This is a genomic window from Ruegeria sp. CDSC054 (assembly GCF_059610645.1).
In genome coordinates, this window is record NZ_JBXWOA010000001.1 from 518,551 (window position 1) to 536,966 (window position 18,416).

At 57.0% G+C, this 18,416-nt stretch carries 17 protein-coding genes and 1 tRNA gene; 5 read left to right on the forward strand and 13 right to left on the reverse strand.

The features are described from left to right. Nucleotide 1 precedes the first annotated feature (1 nt). From AC2FGC_RS02585 to AC2FGC_RS02595, 3 genes are read right to left on the reverse strand one after another with little or no spacing between them, the layout of a single operon-like run. Nucleotides 2-1,006, reverse strand: coding sequence for a GlxA family transcriptional regulator (locus AC2FGC_RS02585; RefSeq protein ID WP_496722501.1), 1,005 nt, complete (start codon nucleotides 1,004-1,006; stop codon nucleotides 2-4). 43 nt (nucleotides 1,007-1,049) lie between these two features. Next, nucleotides 1,050-1,304: a hypothetical protein gene (locus tag AC2FGC_RS02590; protein WP_496781377.1), complete on the reverse strand. Its 255-nt coding sequence runs from the start codon at nucleotides 1,302-1,304 to the stop codon at nucleotides 1,050-1,052. Nucleotides 1,305-1,307: 3 nt separating this feature from the next. After that, a complete protein-coding gene (locus AC2FGC_RS02595) occupies nucleotides 1,308-1,649 on the reverse strand; it encodes a hypothetical protein (protein ID WP_496781378.1) in 342 nt (113 codons plus the stop codon). Nucleotides 1,650-1,755: 106 nt separating this feature from the next. Between AC2FGC_RS02595 and AC2FGC_RS02600 the strand changes: the two genes are divergently transcribed. Continuing rightward, a complete protein-coding gene (locus AC2FGC_RS02600) occupies nucleotides 1,756-2,634 on the forward strand; it encodes a LysR family transcriptional regulator (RefSeq protein WP_496781379.1) in 879 nt (292 codons plus the stop codon). A gap of 129 nt (nucleotides 2,635-2,763) precedes the next feature. Here AC2FGC_RS02600 and AC2FGC_RS02605 read toward each other — a convergent pair whose 3' ends face one another. Beyond that, nucleotides 2,764-3,441, reverse strand: a complete 678-nt coding sequence (locus AC2FGC_RS02605; RefSeq protein WP_496722493.1) for a GntR family transcriptional regulator — start codon at nucleotides 3,439-3,441, stop codon at nucleotides 2,764-2,766. Between the two features lie 110 nt (nucleotides 3,442-3,551). On the opposite strand from AC2FGC_RS02605, the gene AC2FGC_RS02610 reads away from it, so the two are divergent. Then, nucleotides 3,552-4,583 carry an AbrB family transcriptional regulator gene (locus AC2FGC_RS02610; RefSeq protein WP_496722491.1) on the forward strand — a complete coding sequence of 344 codons (1,032 nt, stop codon included), beginning with the start codon at nucleotides 3,552-3,554 and terminating at the stop codon, nucleotides 4,581-4,583. Between the two features lie 46 nt (nucleotides 4,584-4,629). On the opposite strand, the gene AC2FGC_RS02615 is transcribed toward AC2FGC_RS02610, so the two are convergent. The 8 genes from AC2FGC_RS02615 to AC2FGC_RS02650 form a co-directional block, all read right to left on the reverse strand. Further along, nucleotides 4,630-4,719 (reverse strand) — tRNA-Ser (locus tag AC2FGC_RS02615). A 90-nt stretch (nucleotides 4,720-4,809) separates the two neighbouring features. After that, nucleotides 4,810-7,239, reverse strand: a complete 2,430-nt coding sequence (locus AC2FGC_RS02620) for a DUF3772 domain-containing protein (protein WP_496722489.1) — start codon at nucleotides 7,237-7,239, stop codon at nucleotides 4,810-4,812. Continuing rightward, a complete protein-coding gene (locus tag AC2FGC_RS02625) occupies nucleotides 7,239-8,273 on the reverse strand; it encodes a cysteine synthase A (protein WP_496781380.1) in 1,035 nt (344 codons plus the stop codon). The genes AC2FGC_RS02620 and AC2FGC_RS02625 overlap by 1 nt, the downstream gene beginning before the upstream one ends. A 69-nt stretch (nucleotides 8,274-8,342) precedes the next feature. Next, nucleotides 8,343-9,458, reverse strand: coding sequence for an NUDIX domain-containing protein (locus AC2FGC_RS02630; protein ID WP_496722485.1), 1,116 nt, complete (start codon nucleotides 9,456-9,458; stop codon nucleotides 8,343-8,345). A 32-nt stretch (nucleotides 9,459-9,490) separates the two neighbouring features. Continuing rightward, on the reverse strand, nucleotides 9,491-9,931 hold the full coding sequence (locus tag AC2FGC_RS02635; RefSeq protein WP_496722483.1) for a TrgA family protein: 441 nt from the start codon (nucleotides 9,929-9,931) through the stop codon (nucleotides 9,491-9,493). Between the two features lie 16 nt (nucleotides 9,932-9,947). After that, nucleotides 9,948-11,156, reverse strand: coding sequence for a class I SAM-dependent methyltransferase (locus tag AC2FGC_RS02640; RefSeq protein ID WP_496781381.1), 1,209 nt, complete (start codon nucleotides 11,154-11,156; stop codon nucleotides 9,948-9,950). Nucleotides 11,157-11,225: 69 nt separating this feature from the next. Further along, the gene (locus AC2FGC_RS02645) at nucleotides 11,226-12,650 is read right to left on the reverse strand and encodes a cryptochrome/photolyase family protein (protein WP_496722479.1); all 1,425 of its coding nucleotides are present in this window, start codon (nucleotides 12,648-12,650) and stop codon (nucleotides 11,226-11,228) included. 54 nt (nucleotides 12,651-12,704) lie between these two features. After that, nucleotides 12,705-13,931 carry an aminotransferase class V-fold PLP-dependent enzyme gene (locus AC2FGC_RS02650; protein ID WP_496781382.1) on the reverse strand — a complete coding sequence of 409 codons (1,227 nt, stop codon included), beginning with the start codon at nucleotides 13,929-13,931 and terminating at the stop codon, nucleotides 12,705-12,707. Between the two features lie 274 nt (nucleotides 13,932-14,205). On the opposite strand from AC2FGC_RS02650, the gene AC2FGC_RS02655 reads away from it, so the two are divergent. Continuing rightward, nucleotides 14,206-14,583, forward strand: a complete 378-nt coding sequence (locus AC2FGC_RS02655; RefSeq protein ID WP_496722475.1) for a VOC family protein — start codon at nucleotides 14,206-14,208, stop codon at nucleotides 14,581-14,583. 53 nt (nucleotides 14,584-14,636) lie between these two features. Here AC2FGC_RS02655 and pyrH read toward each other — a convergent pair whose 3' ends face one another. Then, complete coding sequence (gene pyrH / locus AC2FGC_RS02660; RefSeq protein WP_109312162.1) at nucleotides 14,637-15,389, reverse strand: UMP kinase; 753 nt, start codon at nucleotides 15,387-15,389, stop codon at nucleotides 14,637-14,639. A gap of 97 nt (nucleotides 15,390-15,486) precedes the next feature. Between pyrH and miaA the strand changes: the two genes are divergently transcribed. Both miaA and AC2FGC_RS02670 read left to right on the forward strand, forming a co-directional pair. After that, nucleotides 15,487-16,380, forward strand: coding sequence for a tRNA (adenosine(37)-N6)-dimethylallyltransferase MiaA (gene miaA / locus AC2FGC_RS02665; protein ID WP_496781383.1), 894 nt, complete (start codon nucleotides 15,487-15,489; stop codon nucleotides 16,378-16,380). 326 nt (nucleotides 16,381-16,706) lie between these two features. Continuing rightward, nucleotides 16,707-18,377: an ABC transporter substrate-binding protein gene (locus tag AC2FGC_RS02670; RefSeq protein WP_058273778.1), complete on the forward strand. Its 1,671-nt coding sequence runs from the start codon at nucleotides 16,707-16,709 to the stop codon at nucleotides 18,375-18,377. Nucleotides 18,378-18,416: the final 39 nt, after the last annotated feature.

Here is an 18,416-nt window from a genome sequence, read left to right on the forward strand (position 1 = left end):
GTCAGACTGACGGCAGCGGCGCGTTACCTTCGACACGGAAGCGGTTGATTCTGCGACGGTCTTCGCTGGGGCTTAGCCCAAAGGCCGACCGATAATGCGTCACAAGCGGCGCCACTGAACCATAGCCAATCGCAGCGGCGATGTCTGCGATTGGATCTTTGGTATAGACCACCATCTGCCGTGCCGCCTTCATGCGCATGGCGCGATAGTAATGGCTGGGGCTTTGGCCCGTCGCCTGCTTAAATGCGCGTTCCACCTGGCGCGGCGTAACCCCGATCTGCTGTGCGGCCTCTGCGATGGAAATCGGATCGCTCATATGACCGGCGAACAGGTCGACGCAGCGCGACACCAACGGTGGAAGGCTGTCCCCGGTTTCCGGCGCGGTCGTGGTCGGAACCTGTTGCCGCACACCGGCCCCCCGCATCATCGGATGTTGGAACCAACAGGCAACCTCGTGTGCAACATCGCCACCCAGCCGATCCTCGATCAGATGCAGGGCCAGATCGAACCCGGCAGCGGCACCGGCTGCAGTGTAGCGTGTCGCCGTTTTCACGATCACCTCGCTACGCGAGTCGACTTCGGGAAACTCAGCCAGAAATGCGGCCTCATAGCACCAATGGACGGAAACAGGTTGCCCCCCCATCACCCCGGACCGGACCAATGGGAAAACACCACCGCTAATCCCACCCAAAACAGTGCCATGCCGTCCAAGACTGCGCAGAGCACCGTTGCCAACGGTTGTATTATCAAAGCCGGACGTTGGGCTGCTGAGAAGGAACAAGATGTCGATATCCTTGCAGTCGGCCAGAGATTGCTCGGCCTCGAACCGGACACCTGCGCTGGATCGTATTTTCTGTTGGCGCTCGGACAGCAGCGACCAGCAGAACGCCTCTTGCCCGGCGATTTCATTAGCCGCCCGCAACGGCTCGATCACCGAGGTCAGGCAAGCCATGGGAAAGCCGTCGAACAGCAAAAAGCCGATTTTGATTCTGTCTTCATTGCGCATAAGGCTGTTCTAACAAGATTTCCACAACTGCCCTATGCGAAGTTCATGCCCACCGGATCAAGCCGATGATCGCCGAGGCCGCATAAAAGCCCTGCAACAACAAGAACGTCCAGCGGCGATCAATCACGGCCCAGGCCGCAAACAGGCCCGAGGACAATAACAACAGGGCAAAACCGACCAACTCGGCCCCCGTATTCGAAGCGATCAACAATGCATAGGCCATGGCCAGAACCGAACCGGTGATTTCGAATACGGTCGTCAGACCGCGCCGGTCACGGGTTTTGATTTGATCCGTCATAGCTCAGCCCTTTCGCTTCAGGAGATTGATCAGCGGCGCGGGTGTCTGTTTGGGCTGATCATTTATCGGGGATTGACCGCAGTTTTTCGGCAACTTGTGAACGACGGGAACCTGATCAGTGACCGACCCATTAAGCGCCGGATTCCAAGGTCGTTCGGACTGACCAAGACACGCCAGATCGAACAAGTGTACCCTGTTGCCCGCCGCTGCCCGTACAGGCGGCACGTCGCACCGTATGTAAGATAATGTGCTGTGGACCAAAATCACCGGATCGCCTTCCCTATGGGTTCCAACGGCCATCCGCGAGGTTTTGATCACCATGTGGTCCGAGACGAGATCTGTCATGCGACGGTTCCTGAATGCTGAATTTTCTAACTGGTAACTCGATGCTCGCATGTGACACAAATGAATGATATTCATGGTGTGATCCAAAATTGTCATGGTGCTGCAAATGACCGACCGATTGGAAATTGACGCCCTGCGCGCCCTTCTGGCTATCGCAACCCATGGCGGCGTGACGCGCGCGGCCGAGCATCTGGCGCTGTCGCAATCGGCAGTCAGCCACAAAATCAGACGGTTAGAGCAAGCCCTGGACTGCGATCTGCTGGCGCGACGACCCGGTGGCCCTCTGTTCACGGATACTGGTCTGCGCCTGTGCGACTATGCCCGCCGAATATGTGCCCTGCACGATGAGGCGCTGGCCAGTTTGGGCAAGAAACCCTTGGCCGGCGCACTCCGGCTGGGCATGACCGAAGACACGGCAACCAGCGACATCGCCCGCATATTGGGTCGTTTCACACGGCTTTACCCGGACGTTCAGGTCCGAACACGCACCAGTCAAAGTCTGAACGTGCAAGAGTGGTTGAAGGCCGGAGAGTTGGATGTCGCCGTCATGCAAATCTTTCGGCACGATGCGCGGCCAGATGACCTGATCCTGTTCGAGGACACACTCCACTGGGTAAAATCACCGGATTTCCAACTGGATACGACAGCACCTGTTCCCTTTCTGTCCTTCGACAGCCAATGTTTCTATCGCAAATGGGGCTTCGGAGATGGGCAGCTGCAAGGGCACCGCTTCGATAACGTATTAGAATGCCCAAGCGCCAATGGCATTCAGTCGGCCGTGCGGTCCGGTTTGGGCGTCGCCCTGTTGAATGGAATGCATGTCACACCGGACATAGAGGTGATCAAAGGCGTATTCCCCGATCCCCCGGCCATCGTTTTTGTCGCGCGTATGCATGTTAAGCGCCGAAACCCTGCCGCGATGGCGCTGGTTCAAGAGATCAGCCGCGAGGTTGAAGGCGCCAACCCTTTGAAAGTGGTCAGCTGAGTGTTTGTACCGGAAGAGCCTAAACAACGACCTCTACGATGGCCGGGTTTTCCGTCGACTTCTGCGGATGGGAAGAGTGGTTTGCCGAAGGAACCTAAGACCAAGAGCTAGGTCAATCAGCTCCTCAGGTCAGGCCTGATCAATTGCGCGGTCCCGTTTCTGCAACGCGCGGATACGCATCCGCTGTGCCGCATGAACATGGGCGCGCATCGCCAGCTCGGCTGCGTCGCCGTCACGAGCCTTTAAGGCTTCCATCACACGGCGATGCTCACCTGCGGCATCGTCCGCGCGCTGACCGTCCAGCATTTGGGACGGGCCCAATATCAACAACGCCTTTTGCAGCGATAGCATCGACTTTGTGAGAAATCGGTTTTTGGCGGCATCCAATAGCGTGGCGTGGAAAATACGGTGCAACTGGGCGGCCACCGGACCGGTGCCAGCCTCGGCAAGGCGATTGTTCAGGACATTCAGTTCGTCCAGTTCCACATCCGAAGCCGAGCGTGCCGCCAAACGTGCCGCCGTGCCCTCAAGTACGGCGCGCATTTCGTACAGCTCCATGACTTCCGAATAGCTCAGGCTGCGAACCGTTGCGCCCAGCCTAGGGACATGCGTAACCAACCCATCCGCTTCGAGTTGCCGTATCGCTTCGCGCACAGGTGTTCGGCTGACACCCAGTCTTTCGGACAGCTCGATCTCTCTCAGCCGTTCACCAGGCAACAAAACACCCTCGCGAATTTCATCTAGCAAGCGCTGATAAGCGGAATTCCCCTGCGGGCCGGTCTGATTAGGATCTTCTTGAGTTTTCATCATTCTCAATCTTGCATATTGAGTCTCTTTGTATACATTTGGATACATGCCTTAGTCAACGAAATCGGACACTATCCTTGACCGCCTCAAGCCTTCATTTGTCGCCGCTGATGCAACGGTCAGTCACGCTGATATTGGCTATGTTGGGAACTGCAGTTTTTTGGGCGTTAAACCTGCCGCTGCCCTTTCTGTTCGGGCCGATGTCAGCGTGTTTGATTGCCGCTTTGGCACACGCACCCATGCGGGATTTCGGGCAAGTCTCGGTCGCGTCCAGAACTATACTTGGCGTCGCGGTCGGGGCGTCGATCACACCCAGCCTGTTCGCGGAACTACCAAAGATGGCGGCGTCCCTTTTGCTGATACCAGTATTTATCCTGCTGATTGCAATGGTTGGCGTGCCGTTCTTTCGTAAATTCTGGGGCTTTGACGACAAAACTGCGTTTTTTGCAGCCATGCCGGGCGGGTTTCAGGACATGGTTATCTTTGGAGCCGAGGCCGGTGCCAATCCGCGAACCCTATCGCTGATCCACGGGACGCGCGTATTGATTATCGTCACCCTTGCCCCTTTGTTCCTGACTTTGTTTTACGGTGCCGAACTGACCAACCCGTTGGGCGAACCTGCCTCGGCCCTACCCTTGCATGAACTGATACTCATGGCGGTCGCAGCTTTTGTCGGCTGGAAAGGTGGAGAGAAGATCGGGCTTTTCGGTGCCTCGATTCTTGGACCATTAATCCTGACAGCGGCCTTATCGCTTGGGGATTTCATCCATACCCGCCCCCCGCGCGAGGCGATCCTGTTCGCCCAATTCTTCATCGGCTGTGGGATCGGCGTCAAGTTCGTCGGCGTCACGTGGTCGGAACTCACACGCGTCGTGGCGGCTGGGTTCACCTATGTGATCTTGCTGGCCGTTCTGGCCGCTGCTTTCACGGCAGTGGTCACCACGCTGGGGCTGGGCCATCCGGTCGAAGCCTTTCTAGCTTTTGCACCGGGCGGTCAGGCAGAGATGACAGTGCTGGCCATCGTATCAGGGGCGGATCTGGGCTATGTGGTCACACACCACCTGGCGCGCATTGTCGTCGTGATCATCGGCGCGCCAGTCGCGGCCAACCTACTTCTGCGCTGGTCGAAATCCAGGGGTTGACGGATTCACGTCCAAACGCGGCTGGATGAATGTTGATAGGGGATTGTGGCGGAGAGACAGGGATTCGAACCCTGGAGACGGTCTCCCGCCTACACACTTTCCAGGCGTGCGCCTTCGACCACTCGGCCACCTCTCCGTGCCGGCGTTATTTGAACTATCGCCGAGGGATTTGCAAGGCCCCATTGAGGTGAAATTTCACCTGAAATCGAAAGCCTTGCAAAGGCGTTTAAATCTCGTCGCCGTCACCATCAGCCAAATCGCCCTCGGTCATCTCGACGGGATTTGTGGATGGCTTTGCCGACGGTATTTCGTCGGTGTTCTCGCTGGGTTGGGCTTCGCTGCCCTGCAACACCTCGGGGTTACGCAACCAGAGATCGCGCTGTGCAAACGGGATTTCGATCCCCTCTTCGACAAAGCGCTGGTTGATCTCGTGGTTCATGTCGGATTTGACTGACAGCACCCAGTTCACATCGCGCAGGATGGCCCGGATTTCAAAGTCCAGCGAATCTGCGCCAAACCCCTGGAACACCACACTGGGCGCTGGATTCGCCAGAACCATCGGGTGTGAATTCGCGATTTCGCCCAGAATCTTCTCCACCATTCGGGTATCAGTCCCATAGGCGACGCCGACCGGCACAATCACCCGCCCGATCGTATTGCCGCGTGTATAGTTCGTGACAACGCCGCTGATCAGGTCCGAGTTCGGAACGATCACATCCGTGCGGTCAAACGTCTCGATCCGCGTGGACCGGACGGAAATATCACGGACGTACCCCATCATCCCATTCACGTCGATCCAATCCCCTTTCGAGATTGGGCGTTCGACCAAAAGGATAATGCCCGACACAAAATTCGACACGATGGTCTGCAGACCAAAGCCGATCCCGACTGACAACGCACCGGCAACAATAGCCAGCGATGACAGGTTGAAACCGGCAATCGTTATCGCAACCAGCGCGGCCAGGAAAATACCGACATACCCGGTGCCCGAAACAATCGCGTTTTGCCCGCCTGGATCAATGCTGGTCTTTGGCAACAGAGAATTGCGCAGCCCGCTTTGCAGCATCCGCGTCAGGCCATAGCCGATGGCAAATATGACAAGGAACGTAAAGAAGTTGCTGGGCGAGATGGTTACCCCGCCAATGTCAAACCCCTGCAGCAGGCGCGACCAGACTTCCTGCAGGTCGGTTTGACGCGCACCCCAATACAGCGCGAGCACGGGCATAGCCAGAATGGCCATTGCAAAGCCGATGAGAACCGAAAACAGCGAGTCCTTGGCCTTATCGCCCTGCCCGCCGAGCCAGCCGTAAACAGACGTCAGGAAGCGTTGGACGATGACCAGCGCTGCAATAAGAACCAATGAACGCACGGCCGGGAAAACGATTGCCTCAGCCGCATTCGTATACCCCAGCATCGCTAAAATCGGGCTGGCGATCCCCAGGAAGAACAAAGCGCGTCGAATGAACTCAACCAGTTGGCTGAACCCGGCAGCACGGGCCGTTTCGGACGGCTCACCTGCATCGACCGGGACATCAACGCTGCGGACGCGACGGACGCGAAGAAGAATCAAAGCTGTTGCGACGATGACCGGAAAGGCGACGACGGCGCGCGTCGCATCCGAGATATTTTCGATCTGATCGAACAGGTTCACCAGTTCATGCAGGATCAGGAGCCCGGCAAGAAAGTCGAGGTAGACGCGTAACTCAGTGACTTTCTGGCGGGACAGTTTTTTGAACCCCTGCGCCGCTTGCAGCACGTAAACCTGTCGGCCAATCCAGTCATAATACAGGATGATCGCCGCCCAATAGGGCACGTTTTCCATCAACAGCGTCCCGCGCAGCCCCAGAACGCCTGTCATCACAACAGCCTGAACCAGAAGCCAGACGCCGAACCAGGGGAGGATAATGCGCAGCAACGAGGTCAGGAACGTCCATACGCCACTTCCCTGCCCTCCCAGGGCTCGCAAACGCGCACCAGCGGCTTCCGACCAGCGCTTGCCGTAAAACAGCAGAACACCAGCAACGAACACCAAAGCCAGAATACCTAGGCCACGGGAACGCAAACGTTCATGAACGACGTCAGTTCTCAGGTTCCGCCGGGCTTCGTTGAACAACGCTTGCGCAGCTTCGTTCACATCAACCCAAGCAGGCCGCCAATGGGTGGGGTTCAGGGGCGACGGTCCGCGCTCTAAAAGTTCTTTCGCCTGACGGTCCCGCAATAGTTTGTCTATCTCGGAAATAAGGCCATTGGCCCGGCTGAATGCCTCTTCCGAGATGATCTGCGGGACGCGCAAACTGTTCAGCTGCTCGTCTAGGTGCTTTCGTAGTGTGGCAATGTCTTCCGGTTCGGTCGCGTCGCCTTCGGGCGCTGCACCAAGAGCCTTGATCTGATTTTCAAGCGTCTGGATACGTTCGGTGTTTGCACCGCGTGCCCGGTTGAAATCGTCCCGGTATTCGTTGATCTCGGCGCGCAGGTTTTCGAGCGACGCGTTCGACGCGCGATCGGCCTCGATCACCGTCTCGGCACGGTCCGCCGTTTTGACCCAGCCCTGATAATATTCGCTTTGACGATCTGTAAGCTGCGCGGCAGCGGGGCCGCACAGCATCGCAATACATACTGCGACAAGGGTCAGAAACAGGCGAACCTGCCGCAGCATCACACGTCCTCAAAAACGCCGGGGATGCTGCGCGGAGCTTCGGTCATCCAGTCCGGGACAGGCAATTCCTTTTCACGCAGGAAGTCCGGGTTGAACAGCTTGGACTGATAGCGGGTGCCATAATCACACAGGATGGTGACGATGGTGTGGCCCGGTCCCAGATCTTTGGCCAGGCGCACCGCACCAGCCATGTTAATGGCGGTTGATCCGCCCATGACCAGGCCTTCATCGCGCAGCAGATCAAAGATGTAAGGCAGCGCCTCGTTATCCGTCATCTGATAGGCAAAATCTGGCTTGAAGCCTTCAAGGTTCTTGGTGATGCGCACCTGACCGATGCCTTCGGCGATCGAGCCGCCCTCCATCGCGATTTCGCCGGTGGTGTAGAACGAATACAGCCCCGCCCCCATCGGATCGACCAGACCGATCTTGACACCTTTGGGCTGAAGCGCGTCCGCTACGCCCGCCAATGTACCGCCCGAGCCCACGGCACAGACGAACCCGTCAACTTTGCCATCGGTCTGTTCCCAGATTTCGGGACCGGTCGTTTCCACATGTGCCTGACGGTTCGCCACATTGTCGAACTGGTTGGCCCAGATCGCACCGTTGGGCTCGGTCTGCGCCAGTTCTTCGGCCAGACGGCGCGAGTAATGCACAAAATTGTTGGGGTTGCGATACGGTGCGGCCGGAACCTGAACCAACTGAGCACCTGCCAGTCGCAGCATGTCCTTTTTCTCTTCGGACTGCGTTTCAGGGATGACGATAACGGTCTTGAATCCCATCGACGCGCCAACAAGCGCCAGACCGATCCCGGTGTTACCTGCCGTGCCTTCGACAATGGTGCCGCCCGGTTTCAGGTCACCGCGCGCGACGGCATCGCGGATGATGTAGAGCGCCGCACGATCCTTGACCGACTGGCCGGGGTTCATGAATTCGGCCTTGCCGAGAATCTCGCACCCGGTCTCTTCGCTGATGCGACGCAGGCGGATCAGCGGGGTTTTTCCGACTGCGTCGGCAAGGTCTCGTGCAATGCGCATGGCGCCCTCATTTCATTTCGGATCAACGCAGATTTACCTGTGGTGCGCGATGACCACAAGCGGCGAAAATCATCCGCGCAGGCGCTCACGGTGACGTGCAAGCCAATGGGCCACAGCCAAAAGCGGCAAATCCTTGTACCCATGGCTGTCGACCCTGTCCATGAAATCGCTGAAAGGCAGAATCTGGGTTCGGATATCCTCGCCTTCCGTGGCCAACCCGCCATCTTCGATGGTCTTGGTCAGATCAGCCAACCCTACATAAAGGTATAGATATTCGGTCGATGACCCGCTGGAGGAATACGCGCCGCCCGCATATTCCAACCTGTTCAACGCAATCTGGGCTTCTTCTTCGGCCTCGCGCAGGGCCGCCTGTTCCGGCGTTTCGCCTGAGTCGATCATTCCAGCAACTGGCTCCCACATCCAGGGTTCAGGATCCTCAGCCAGAAAGATCGGTGCCCTGAATTGTTCGACCAACAGCACCGTGTCCCGCACGGGATCATATGGCAGGACGATCACGGCGCTGCCCTGCATCAGGCTGCTTCGGTTCAGCACTTTGCCCATCGAGCCATCGTACTGGCGATGCTGCAACGCGACTTCTTCCATCCCGAAATAATTGACATATGCCGGTTTACGGTCGTGCACGATGACGTCATTGGCCGTGTCTCGTGCATCGCCTGTCGTACGTTGACGCGCAGCCAGCTTCGCCCATGCACGCGTCCGGATCGACGGAAAGCTGCGCGCAATCTGTCCCGCATCGACTTTGCCGTAATACGCCATAACCTCTTGCGCGGCGAGCATTGTCATCGCGCCCCACTCTTCCAACCAACCCTGCAGGGACCAAAGGCAGCCGCGGTTCCAAAGCCCCGGCTCCGGATAGAAAACAAGGGCTTGCGCATTTGATCCGTCGGCCAAATCAACTGTCTGCGCGCGCAGGTCGTAATCAAAGCCACCTTCGTAGAAGACCAAACGGTTCTGATCTTCCTCATTCAATCCCCGGAGCAATAACCCTTTGGCCAGACTGCCTTCCTCAGGAACAATCATGGGAAAGGCCTGATCCTGCACGCTATGGACTGCATGATCTTTCAGAGTGGCTTGGGCAAATTCAAGTTTGGACGCTGGACGTCCCAAAACAAGCTCCAGCAATGGCAAGTGCCGCAGCGTGCCATAAAAGAACAGATCTGACACTGTTGGGTTCTTTCGTACTTTAAGTTGTTAGCTCACCGCCACCGGCGGGCTGCTTCCTCGGTGACCAGCCCAGTGACCAAAGCCCCAATGACCAAAGTCCACAAGATTTCGGGCACCACAAGTTGCTGACCATATTCAACGCCGATTTTAAAGATAGAGATCAGCGCCTCAAACGGGCCGTCATACCGATGGCGCATTGCCAGGCGGAGCATTTCGTTGACACCCTGAACAAAAAGGCCCCAGAACACCAGCGCCGCCATTCCGGTCAAGCCGTTGTTGATTGCGGCAGTCCAGCCCCGGCCGGCACGCTTGCCCATGATCCACCATCCGCAGATCACGCCCAAAGCCATGTTTACGTAGGTAAACATACCGTAGTTTTTACCTTCATCACCGTTTTCGATGACCATACTCGAAACCAAGAACGCCACGATCAAAAGGCATAAACCGGCAACAAGCTTTGAGGCAGTGGGCATTTCTGAAGTCCGTTCCTTAACTCGGTTTCGCTATAGTGATCTGTGTCACATCGCAATTGCCGGTGTCAAAGGCTGCTCCGCAGGCGGTCAAATAATAATTCCACATGCGTCGAAAACGCTCATCAAAGCCCATTTCCGAGATTTCGTCCCACTTGTCGTTGAACGTGTCATACCAGCGGCGCAGGGTCAGATCATAGCTTTTGCCAAATTCTTTCGAATTGACGACCTTCAAACCCGCCTGAGCAACTTGTTCCTTCAATACGGACGGCGCCGGAAGCATACCGCCCGGGAAAATATATTTCTGAATGAAATCAATACCGTTACGATATACATCCCATCTATGATCCGCGACGGTGATAATTTGCAACGTCGCTTGCGCCCCGGGTTTTAACCGCTCACGCACAGTGTCGAAATACACAGGCCAGTACTTTTGACCTACTGCTTCGAACATCTCGATCGATGCGATTCCGTCATACTGGCCACGTTCATCCCGGTAATCCTGCAACTTGAATTCCACCAAATCTGAAAGGCCAGCATTTTCAATACGCTGCCTCGCAAACCTCAACTGCTCTTGACTGATCGTCAGACCTGTGACCCGCAGGCCACGCTCTTTCGCAGCATATTCAGCAAAGCCACCCCAGCCGCAGCCAATCTCAAGAATATGATCTCCGGGTTTTGCGCCCATTTCATCAACCAGACTGGCATATTTTGCGGTCTGCGCCTTTTCCAGACTTTCCTGCCCTGTTTCGAACAGAGCGCTGGAATAGGTCATCGTGTCGTCAAGCCACAAACCATAGAAATCATTGCCCAGATCATAATGGTACGAGATGTTCTTTTTGGCCTGTGTCCGGTTATTGCGGTGCAACCAGAATCGTAGCCGCTCATACATCTGCACGAGGACTTTGCCGGTGAAATCATCATAGACCGTTTCATTGCCCACATGCACCAGGTCCATAAAGGATCGCAGGTCCGGCGTACTCCAGTCACCTTCCAGATATGCGTCAGAAAAACCAAGTTCACCTTCGCGGACCAGGCGGGCGAAAACGTCTGGATTGTGGATATCCACACGGGCAACCGGCCCGGGTTTGGTGCCCTCGGTTCGGAAGACACGACCATCCGGTAGTCCGATGTCCAATCGGCCGGACTGCATCCGGCTAACCATTTTGAATACTTGCGCAAAGTATCTGGGCAGGTCTTTCTGCCCCTCGGTGGTCATCAAAGTCATCCGCTCTCCCCTGTGCGGCCGCGCAAACAGGCTAGGCCGAGTTTGTGTTTGTGGCAAGTTTTCAATTCGTTACTGGTTTTTTCGGCCCTCATAGGCCGCCAATGCACGCGCCCGACCGGCTGCCAAAGTGACAACGGGTTGCGGGTATGGGTCCTGTGGACTGAGGTTCCATGACTTCGGAACCGCATCAAAATACGCCAGTGCTGTTGCTGGTGGATTGCTCTGCCCCTCGGCAATCCATTGCCGAACGAAGTCAGATTGCGGATCGAACTTTTCCTGCTGTGTTTGCGGATTGAAGATGCGAAAGAATGGCGAGGCATCGGGCCCCGACCCTGCAACCCATTGCCAGCCCATCGCGTTTGCCGCCGGGTCCCAGTCGACCAGACAATCCGCGAACCAATCCATGCCAATTCTCCAATGGGTCATCAGATGCTTGGTCAGGTAACTCGCTACGATCATCCGGGCCCGATTGTGCATTCGCCCGGTCACATACATCTGCCGTAACCCGGCATCGACTGCTGGGATGCCAGTTTTCGCCTGCTTCCAAGCGAGAACTTCGGGCTGGTCCGCATCAGTATTCCAGGGAAATCTATCCCACTCCGGCTTCCAATTACCGCTGAGCAAGGATGGGGTGTGATACATTAGGTGATAAGCAAATTCGCGCCAGACCAATTGGCGCAAATAGGGTTCACCCCCCTGAACGCCCGTCATCCCGGCCCGCTGAATTGCGTGCCAGACACTGCGTGGGCCAATTTCACCTAACGAAAGATACTCGGACAGGTTAGATGTCCCGTCCAAGTCCATACGATCCCGGTGATCTGAGTAGTCGGCGATGCGGTCCAGAAAATGATGCAAAGACTCAAAAGCCGCGGTTTCGCCCGGTCGGACATGGGGTGTGACCACGGATGCTCCGCGGCGCATCTGCGTGCCCAGATGCCAATCTTGGAGATTTTCGGAAACAGGCCACGTCGCAGGCGATCTGAGATGGGCCACAGCATCGCTGGGCATCGGAACGTCGCGGCTGCGCACTGAACGCCACATCGGCGTGAACACGCGGAACGGCTGCCCTGTTTTCGTCGCCACGGTCCAAGGCTCGAACAAAAGATGGCCGGCGAAGGACTTAACGGTGACATTTTGGTCGGTCAGCGCTGTCTTGATTTTCGTATCTCTGGCAATGGCGTCAGGGTCATATGCGCGGGTCCAGTAAACGCTGCTTGCACCGGTTTCGACGACAAGCTGCCGCAGAACGGTCAGCGCATCCCCTTGACGCAAGATCAGGCGGCTGCCAGACAGCTCTAGCGTCCTTGCAAAAGCCTTAAGGCCCAATTCAAGCCGCCATTTCGGTGCTGCGCCCAAAGCCTGGACCGAGTGGTCCAAAATAAAAACTGGTATGATTGTTCGCCCGCTCTCAACCGCGGCGCTCAGTGCAGGATGGTCCGACAGGCGCAAATCCCGTCGGAACCACATGATAATCGGTGACCGCTGCTGTTCCATGTCCGCCCTGCTCTTTTCTTCTTTCTTCGGTTACGAAGCAGAGGCGGAATTGGATCACAAAACGTCGTCTAGTGCATTCAAAAGCTGATCAATTTCCTGTTGAGACGTATAGTGCGTGAAACTGACCCGCAGCACGCCTTGATCCAGATCGACCCCCATCGCGGTTAACGGACGCACGGCATAGAAATCTCCGCCACCAGCCATGACGCCATATCCAGCCAGATCAGCGGCAACGGCTTCTGCATTGCGGTTCAGCGCCAGGGCCACAGTCGGCGCGCGGCGGTTGGCATCGGATGTTCCGATCAGGCGAACGGCGTTGCGGTCTTTGACTGCGTCCAAAACCGGTTGCAACAATGCAACCTCGTGCGAGCGCATCAGATCATGGGCGAATGAACCACGCTCGGCCGCTTCGCCGGTTGGCCCGCTATGATGGTCGCACAGCAGATCAATGTAATCCGCCATCCCCGCGCTGGCCGCGATCTGGGCATGGTCCGGCCCCGCCGGAGCAAACCGTTGGTACAGCACGTCGCCGTTGAAGTAGTGCCCCTGGTTCGGCAACATTTCACCTAGCGTACGCCGGATGACCATACACCCCTGATGCGGTCCGTATGTTTTGTAGGCCGAAAACAGATAGATATCCGGCCCCAGATCACCCACATTCGGAAACCCGTGTGGCGCGTAGGACACCCCGTCCACGCACACAAATGCCCCCGCGGCATGAGCAATCGCGGTGATCTCAGTCACCGGGTTGATCTCTCCGATCACGTTTGAGCAATGGGGAAAGCACACCACACGAACATTTTCGTCCAGCAGGTTTTCCAGGTCCATCGGGTTCAGCGAGCCAGTTTCGGGATCAATCTGCCATTCGCGGATTTCGATCCCCTCGTCCGCTAGCCGCCGCCACGGACCTGAATTTGCCTCGTGATCCTGATTGGTGACAACAATGGCCTCGCCCGGTTGCATCCATTGGCGAAAAGCCTGCGCTAGGACATAGGTGTTCTGCGTGGTCGAAGGGCCAAAGCTCAGCTCATCCGTCTCGACCCCCAGAATGGCCGCCATGCGTGCGCGGGCCTCATCCATTTCCTCACCCGCCAGACGGCTGGCTTCATAGGGTGCATAGGGTTGAATTTTACGCTGGGTGTAGTACCGCGTCAGGCGATCGAGCACTTGCTTGCAAGTGTATGATCCCCCAGCGTTTTCGAAGAATGCCTGCCCTTGCAGGCTGGGCTCGGAAAACGCGGGGAACTGCCCACGTACAAAATCGATATCAAGGGATGTCATCCCGCCTCTCTCCTTGGTTTTTGTCCACGTCCTGATTGTCGGTCCTTTCATGATCCCGGACCGCTCCGAAAACATGGCAGGTCTTCCAGCCAAGCCGCGATCCAGTCACAAGTTTATGGTTCGGCGGCAGCCCCAGGGACAGATATCCTCCTGCTCCTGTGACGGGCTCAGATAACCTGACGATCGCAACTCGGTCAAGCATCGCCGCTGGTGTCAGAATCTGTCATCAGGATTTGGCACAGTGTCCACATTCCAACGATTGTGAGGGACGAACATGACTTACAAACCCAAGGACTTTCTTGTGTGGGGCGAATTGCCCGTACAGGACATGGAGAAGGCCATCGCCTTTTATACGCAAGTGACCGGCGCAACACTCGAGCTTGACCCGAATGCCCCAAACCCCATGGCTGTTTTCAAACCCGCCGATCCCGCCACCGGTGTCGCGCTGCACCTTTATCCCGGCAAACCTGCGCAACAAGGTCACGGCCCAACATTACATCTGGCTGCAGATGGCGCTTTGGAGGACGTAATGAAGCGCGTAGAAACAGCTGGTGGAAAAGTCATTTCCGACCCGATCCAAATACCGGCTGGTCGGTTCTTCTATGCAACGGATCCCGATGGCAACTCCGTGGGCTTCTTTGAAGGCACTTAAGCAAAAAGGCCGGGCAACCTGGCCCGGCCTGATCCTGAACGTTGAGGCCAGCGTTAACCCTGAACTTTGGTGTAGGTCCCCTCACCGGCCAAAATGCCCCGGAACCCGCCCGGTTCGTCCAGCCCGAAGACAATCAACGGCAGATTGTTGTCGCGCGCCAGTGCAATGGCCGACGCGTCCATAACCCGCAGGCGTTTGGCCAGAACATCATCATAGCTGACGGTGTCGTACCGCACGGCATCCGCGTGTTCCTTGGGGTCCTTATCATAAACACCATCGACGCCGTTCTTACCCATGAAGATCGCCTGACATGCCATTTCGTTGGCCCGAAGGGTCGCGGCAGTGTCGGTGGTAAAATACGGGTTTCCGGTGCCGGCAGCAAAGATGCAGACCCGCTTTTTCTCAAGGTGGCGCACGGCGCGACGGCGAATATAGGGCTCGCACACCTCGTCCATGCGGATGGCTGAGATTACCCGGGTGAAAACGCCGATTTCTTCCAACGCGGACTGCATCCCCAGCGCGTTCATGACCGTTGCCAGCATGCCCATGTAATCAGCCGTAGTCCGTTCCATCCCCTGTGCCGATCCGCTGAGACCGCGGAAGATATTCCCGCCGCCAATCACCATGCAGATCTCGACGCCCAGATCGTGCACCGATTTGATCTCTTGCGCGATGCGCTGAACTGTAGGCGGATGCAGACCGAACCCCTGATCGCCCATAAGCGCCTCGCCCGAGATTTTCAGCATTACGCGATCATACCTTGCCTTTGTGATTTCGGCGGTGTCGGTGGTCGGGGAAATGGTCATGTTGCGCTCCGGGCTGGCACGGGTTTATTTTCAGGCGCAAAATGAAGCAAAACCGCCGCAGGTTCAATGCGATTGGTAAGGAATGAGGCAGTCCGAGATGACCGAACCCGCAAGATCACAGATATTGGACCGCCTGCCCCCCATTCCTGATGGGAAACCTGTATTGATTGCAGGCCCCACTGCATCTGGAAAGTCCGCCCTTGCCCTGTTGATCGCCGAGCAGTTCGGTGGCGTCATCGTGAACGCCGATGCCAGCCAGGTCTACGATTGCTGGCGCGTGATTTCCGCCCGCCCGTCGGCTGAGGAGGAAACCCGCGCACCGCATCTTCTGTACGGACATATCTCATGTGACCAAGACTACTCCACCGGCCATTGGTTGCGCGAGGTGAAACCACTGCTGACCGGCGGCGCACGCCCCATCATTGTAGGGGGCACCGGCCTATATTTTTCTGCGCTGACCGAAGGTATGGCCGATATTCCACCTACACCGTCCGAAATCCGGGCCGAGGCGGACAGCCTGACCTTGCAGACTCTGATCGCGGGTGTGGATGCGCATACTCTAGCCCGGATCGACACACAAAACCGCGCCCGTGTTCAGCGGGCATGGGAAGTGTACAATGCCACCGGTCGAAACCTCAGTGACTGGCAAGACGCCACACCACCCCCGGTTTTGGACGTGAAGAACACAGTGCCCATCGTTTTCGACGTGGATAAACAATGGCTTTTGGACCGCATCACGCGCCGCTTTGACCTGATGTTGGACACCGGTGCATTGAACGAGGTTGAAAGGATGCGGGACCGCTATAATCCGTCGCTTCCGGCATTCAAAGCCATCGGAGTACCCGAGTTGATGGCCTATATCGACGGCACCATGACGTTGGATGAAGCCCGCGAACGGGCCACGATTTCGACCCGCCAATTCGCCAAACGACAGCGCACCTGGTTTCGCGCCCGCATGAAAAGTTGGAATCGAGTCGACTTATCAAAGTGATACCTGATGCGGTTGAAGTCGCATTGATCGCGAACACACGTTCAAGGAATTCGCGGCGAATCCACTGCCGCGAAACTGAACCTGCCAAGGGATTCCCCTGGGGCTGAAAATGCTGATAGCGATAAACTCAGCCCGTCAATGTCGTTTTTGTACCTCGAATGACGATTTCGAACATTGACCTCACCCAAATTCTGGTGCCGAATGTCGGTCATGGGGATGTCCGAAATCCGAGATCAGAAGACCAATGAACCTGCCGGCCGGAGCATTCCGGCCTGAGCGGTTCGACACTTCATCCAAAAAATACTGTCTCACAGGGAGTAACGTTAATGAATAATCAAACAATGACCGGAGCACCGATGCACTGGGCGGCAGAAATGCACGCACAGGAATATCGGGACGGCAAACTGAACCGGCGCGAGTTTTTGACCCGTACCACCGGTCTTGGGGTCACCGCGGCCGCAGCCTATGGCATGATCGGACTGGCCGCCCCGGCACGTGCGGCCGGTGAAGACGCAAAGAAAGAAGGCGGCACCCTGCGCGTTCAGCAGGAAGTGCGCGCCCTGAAGGACCCACGCACCTATGACTGGTCGCAGATCGCGAACGTCACCCGCGGCACGCTCGAGTATCTGGTCGAGTACAACTCGGACGGTACGTTCCGCGGCATGTTGCTGGAGGGCTGGGAAGTCAACGACGACGCAACCGTTTACACTCTGAAAGTCCGCCCGGGCGTCAAATGGAACAACGGTGACGACTTCACCGCGGAAGATGTGGCCCGCAACATTGGGCGCTGGTGTGACAAGAGTTCGGAAACCAACTCGATGGCAGGTCGCTTTGCGACACTGATCGATCCTGAATCTGGTCAGGCCATTGACGGCGCAATCGAAGTTGTCGATGCCAACACCGTCAAACTGAACCTGCCAGCTTCTGACATCTCGCTGATTGCGGGCATGGCAGATTATCCGGCGGCTATTGTACACAGCTCGTTCAGTGAAACCGATCTGCTCAACAATGTGGGCACCGGCGCATATCTGGTGCAGGAATTGGAAGTCGGCGTGAAAGCCACCCTCGTTCGCAACGAGAACCACACCTGGTGGGGCGAAGAGATCTTTGGTCGCCCGGCACTGGACAGCATCGTCTACATTGACTACGGCACCGACCCGTCCGCTTGGCTGGCCGCGCTGGAATCCGACGAAGTCGACATGTTGTATGAATCGGTTGGTGAATTCATCGACGTGATGGACAGCCTCGGGTACATCAAATCCGAAGTTGTGACCATGAACACCATTGTCATCCGTCCGAACCAGCTGGCCGAGATCGACGGCAAGAAGCCATACGAAGACAAGCGTGTGCGCCAGGCTCTGCAAATGGCGGTTGATAACTCGATCTGTCTGGAACTGGGCTATGGCGGCCGCGGTTCGCCTGCGGAAAACCACCATGTTGGTCCGATCCACCCGGACTACTACGAACTGCCACCGCAGAAAGTGGACCCGGAAGGCGCACGTGCGCTGATGGAAGAAGCCGGAATGATCGATTTCGAGCACGAGCTGATCTCGATCGATGACGACTGGCGCCGGAACACCACCGACGCGGTTGCAGCGCAGCTGCGTGACGCGGGTATCAAGGTCAAGCGGACCGTTCTGCCGGGTAACACCTTCTGGAACGACTGGGCGAAATACCCCTACAGCTCGACCAACTGGAACCACCGTCCACTGGGCGTGCAAATCTGGGCTCTGGCCTATCGTACCGGTGAAGCCTGGAACGAATTCGGCTGGGCAAATGCCGAGTTTGACGCGCTTCTGACCGAAGCACTGGCCATCGCGGATGCCGACAAGCGCCGTGAAGTGGTCGCCAAGGGCGAGGCGATGATCCAGGAGGAAGGCGTGACCATTCAGCCTTACTGGCGTTCGCTGTACCGCCACATGAAAGACGGGCTTGTTGGCACCGACATGCACGTGTCCTTCGAGCACCACCACTATAAGTGGGGCTGGGCGGCCTAAAACCTGCCAGACGTTAATGGGGGCGCCTGAACAGGGCGC

Bases quoted from the DNA above. Each gene is read 5' to 3' on its own strand.
- AC2FGC_RS02620 (WP_496722489.1), bottom strand. From the start codon at position 7,239: ATGCTGCGGCAGGTTCGCCTGTTTCTGACCCTTGTCGCAGTATGTATT.
- AC2FGC_RS02625 (WP_496781380.1), bottom strand. From the start codon at position 8,273: ATGCGCATTGCACGAGACCTTGCCGACGCAGTCGGAAAAACCCCGCTG.
- AC2FGC_RS02595 (WP_496781378.1), bottom strand. From the start codon at position 1,649: ATGACAGATCTCGTCTCGGACCACATGGTGATCAAAACCTCGCGGATG.
- AC2FGC_RS02585 (WP_496722501.1), bottom strand. From the start codon at position 1,006: ATGCGCAATGAAGACAGAATCAAAATCGGCTTTTTGCTGTTCGACGGC.
- pyrH (WP_109312162.1), bottom strand. From the start codon at position 15,389: ATGACCATTTCCCCGACCACCGACACCGCCGAAATCACAAAGGCAAGG.
- AC2FGC_RS02650 (WP_496781382.1), bottom strand. From the start codon at position 13,931: ATGACATCCCTTGATATCGATTTTGTACGTGGGCAGTTCCCCGCGTTT.
- AC2FGC_RS02635 (WP_496722483.1), bottom strand. From the start codon at position 9,931: ATGCCCACTGCCTCAAAGCTTGTTGCCGGTTTATGCCTTTTGATCGTG.
- AC2FGC_RS02605 (WP_496722493.1), bottom strand. From the start codon at position 3,441: ATGAAAACTCAAGAAGATCCTAATCAGACCGGCCCGCAGGGGAATTCC.
- AC2FGC_RS02645 (WP_496722479.1), bottom strand. From the start codon at position 12,650: ATGGAACAGCAGCGGTCACCGATTATCATGTGGTTCCGACGGGATTTG.
- AC2FGC_RS02655 (WP_496722475.1), top strand. From the start codon at position 14,206: ATGACTTACAAACCCAAGGACTTTCTTGTGTGGGGCGAATTGCCCGTA.
- AC2FGC_RS02590 (WP_496781377.1), bottom strand. From the start codon at position 1,304: ATGACGGATCAAATCAAAACCCGTGACCGGCGCGGTCTGACGACCGTA.
- AC2FGC_RS02670 (WP_058273778.1), top strand. From the start codon at position 16,707: ATGAATAATCAAACAATGACCGGAGCACCGATGCACTGGGCGGCAGAA.
- AC2FGC_RS02640 (WP_496781381.1), bottom strand. From the start codon at position 11,156: ATGACTTTGATGACCACCGAGGGGCAGAAAGACCTGCCCAGATACTTT.
- AC2FGC_RS02610 (WP_496722491.1), top strand. From the start codon at position 3,552: ATGCAACGGTCAGTCACGCTGATATTGGCTATGTTGGGAACTGCAGTT.
- AC2FGC_RS02600 (WP_496781379.1), top strand. From the start codon at position 1,756: ATGACCGACCGATTGGAAATTGACGCCCTGCGCGCCCTTCTGGCTATC.
- miaA (WP_496781383.1), top strand. From the start codon at position 15,487: ATGACCGAACCCGCAAGATCACAGATATTGGACCGCCTGCCCCCCATT.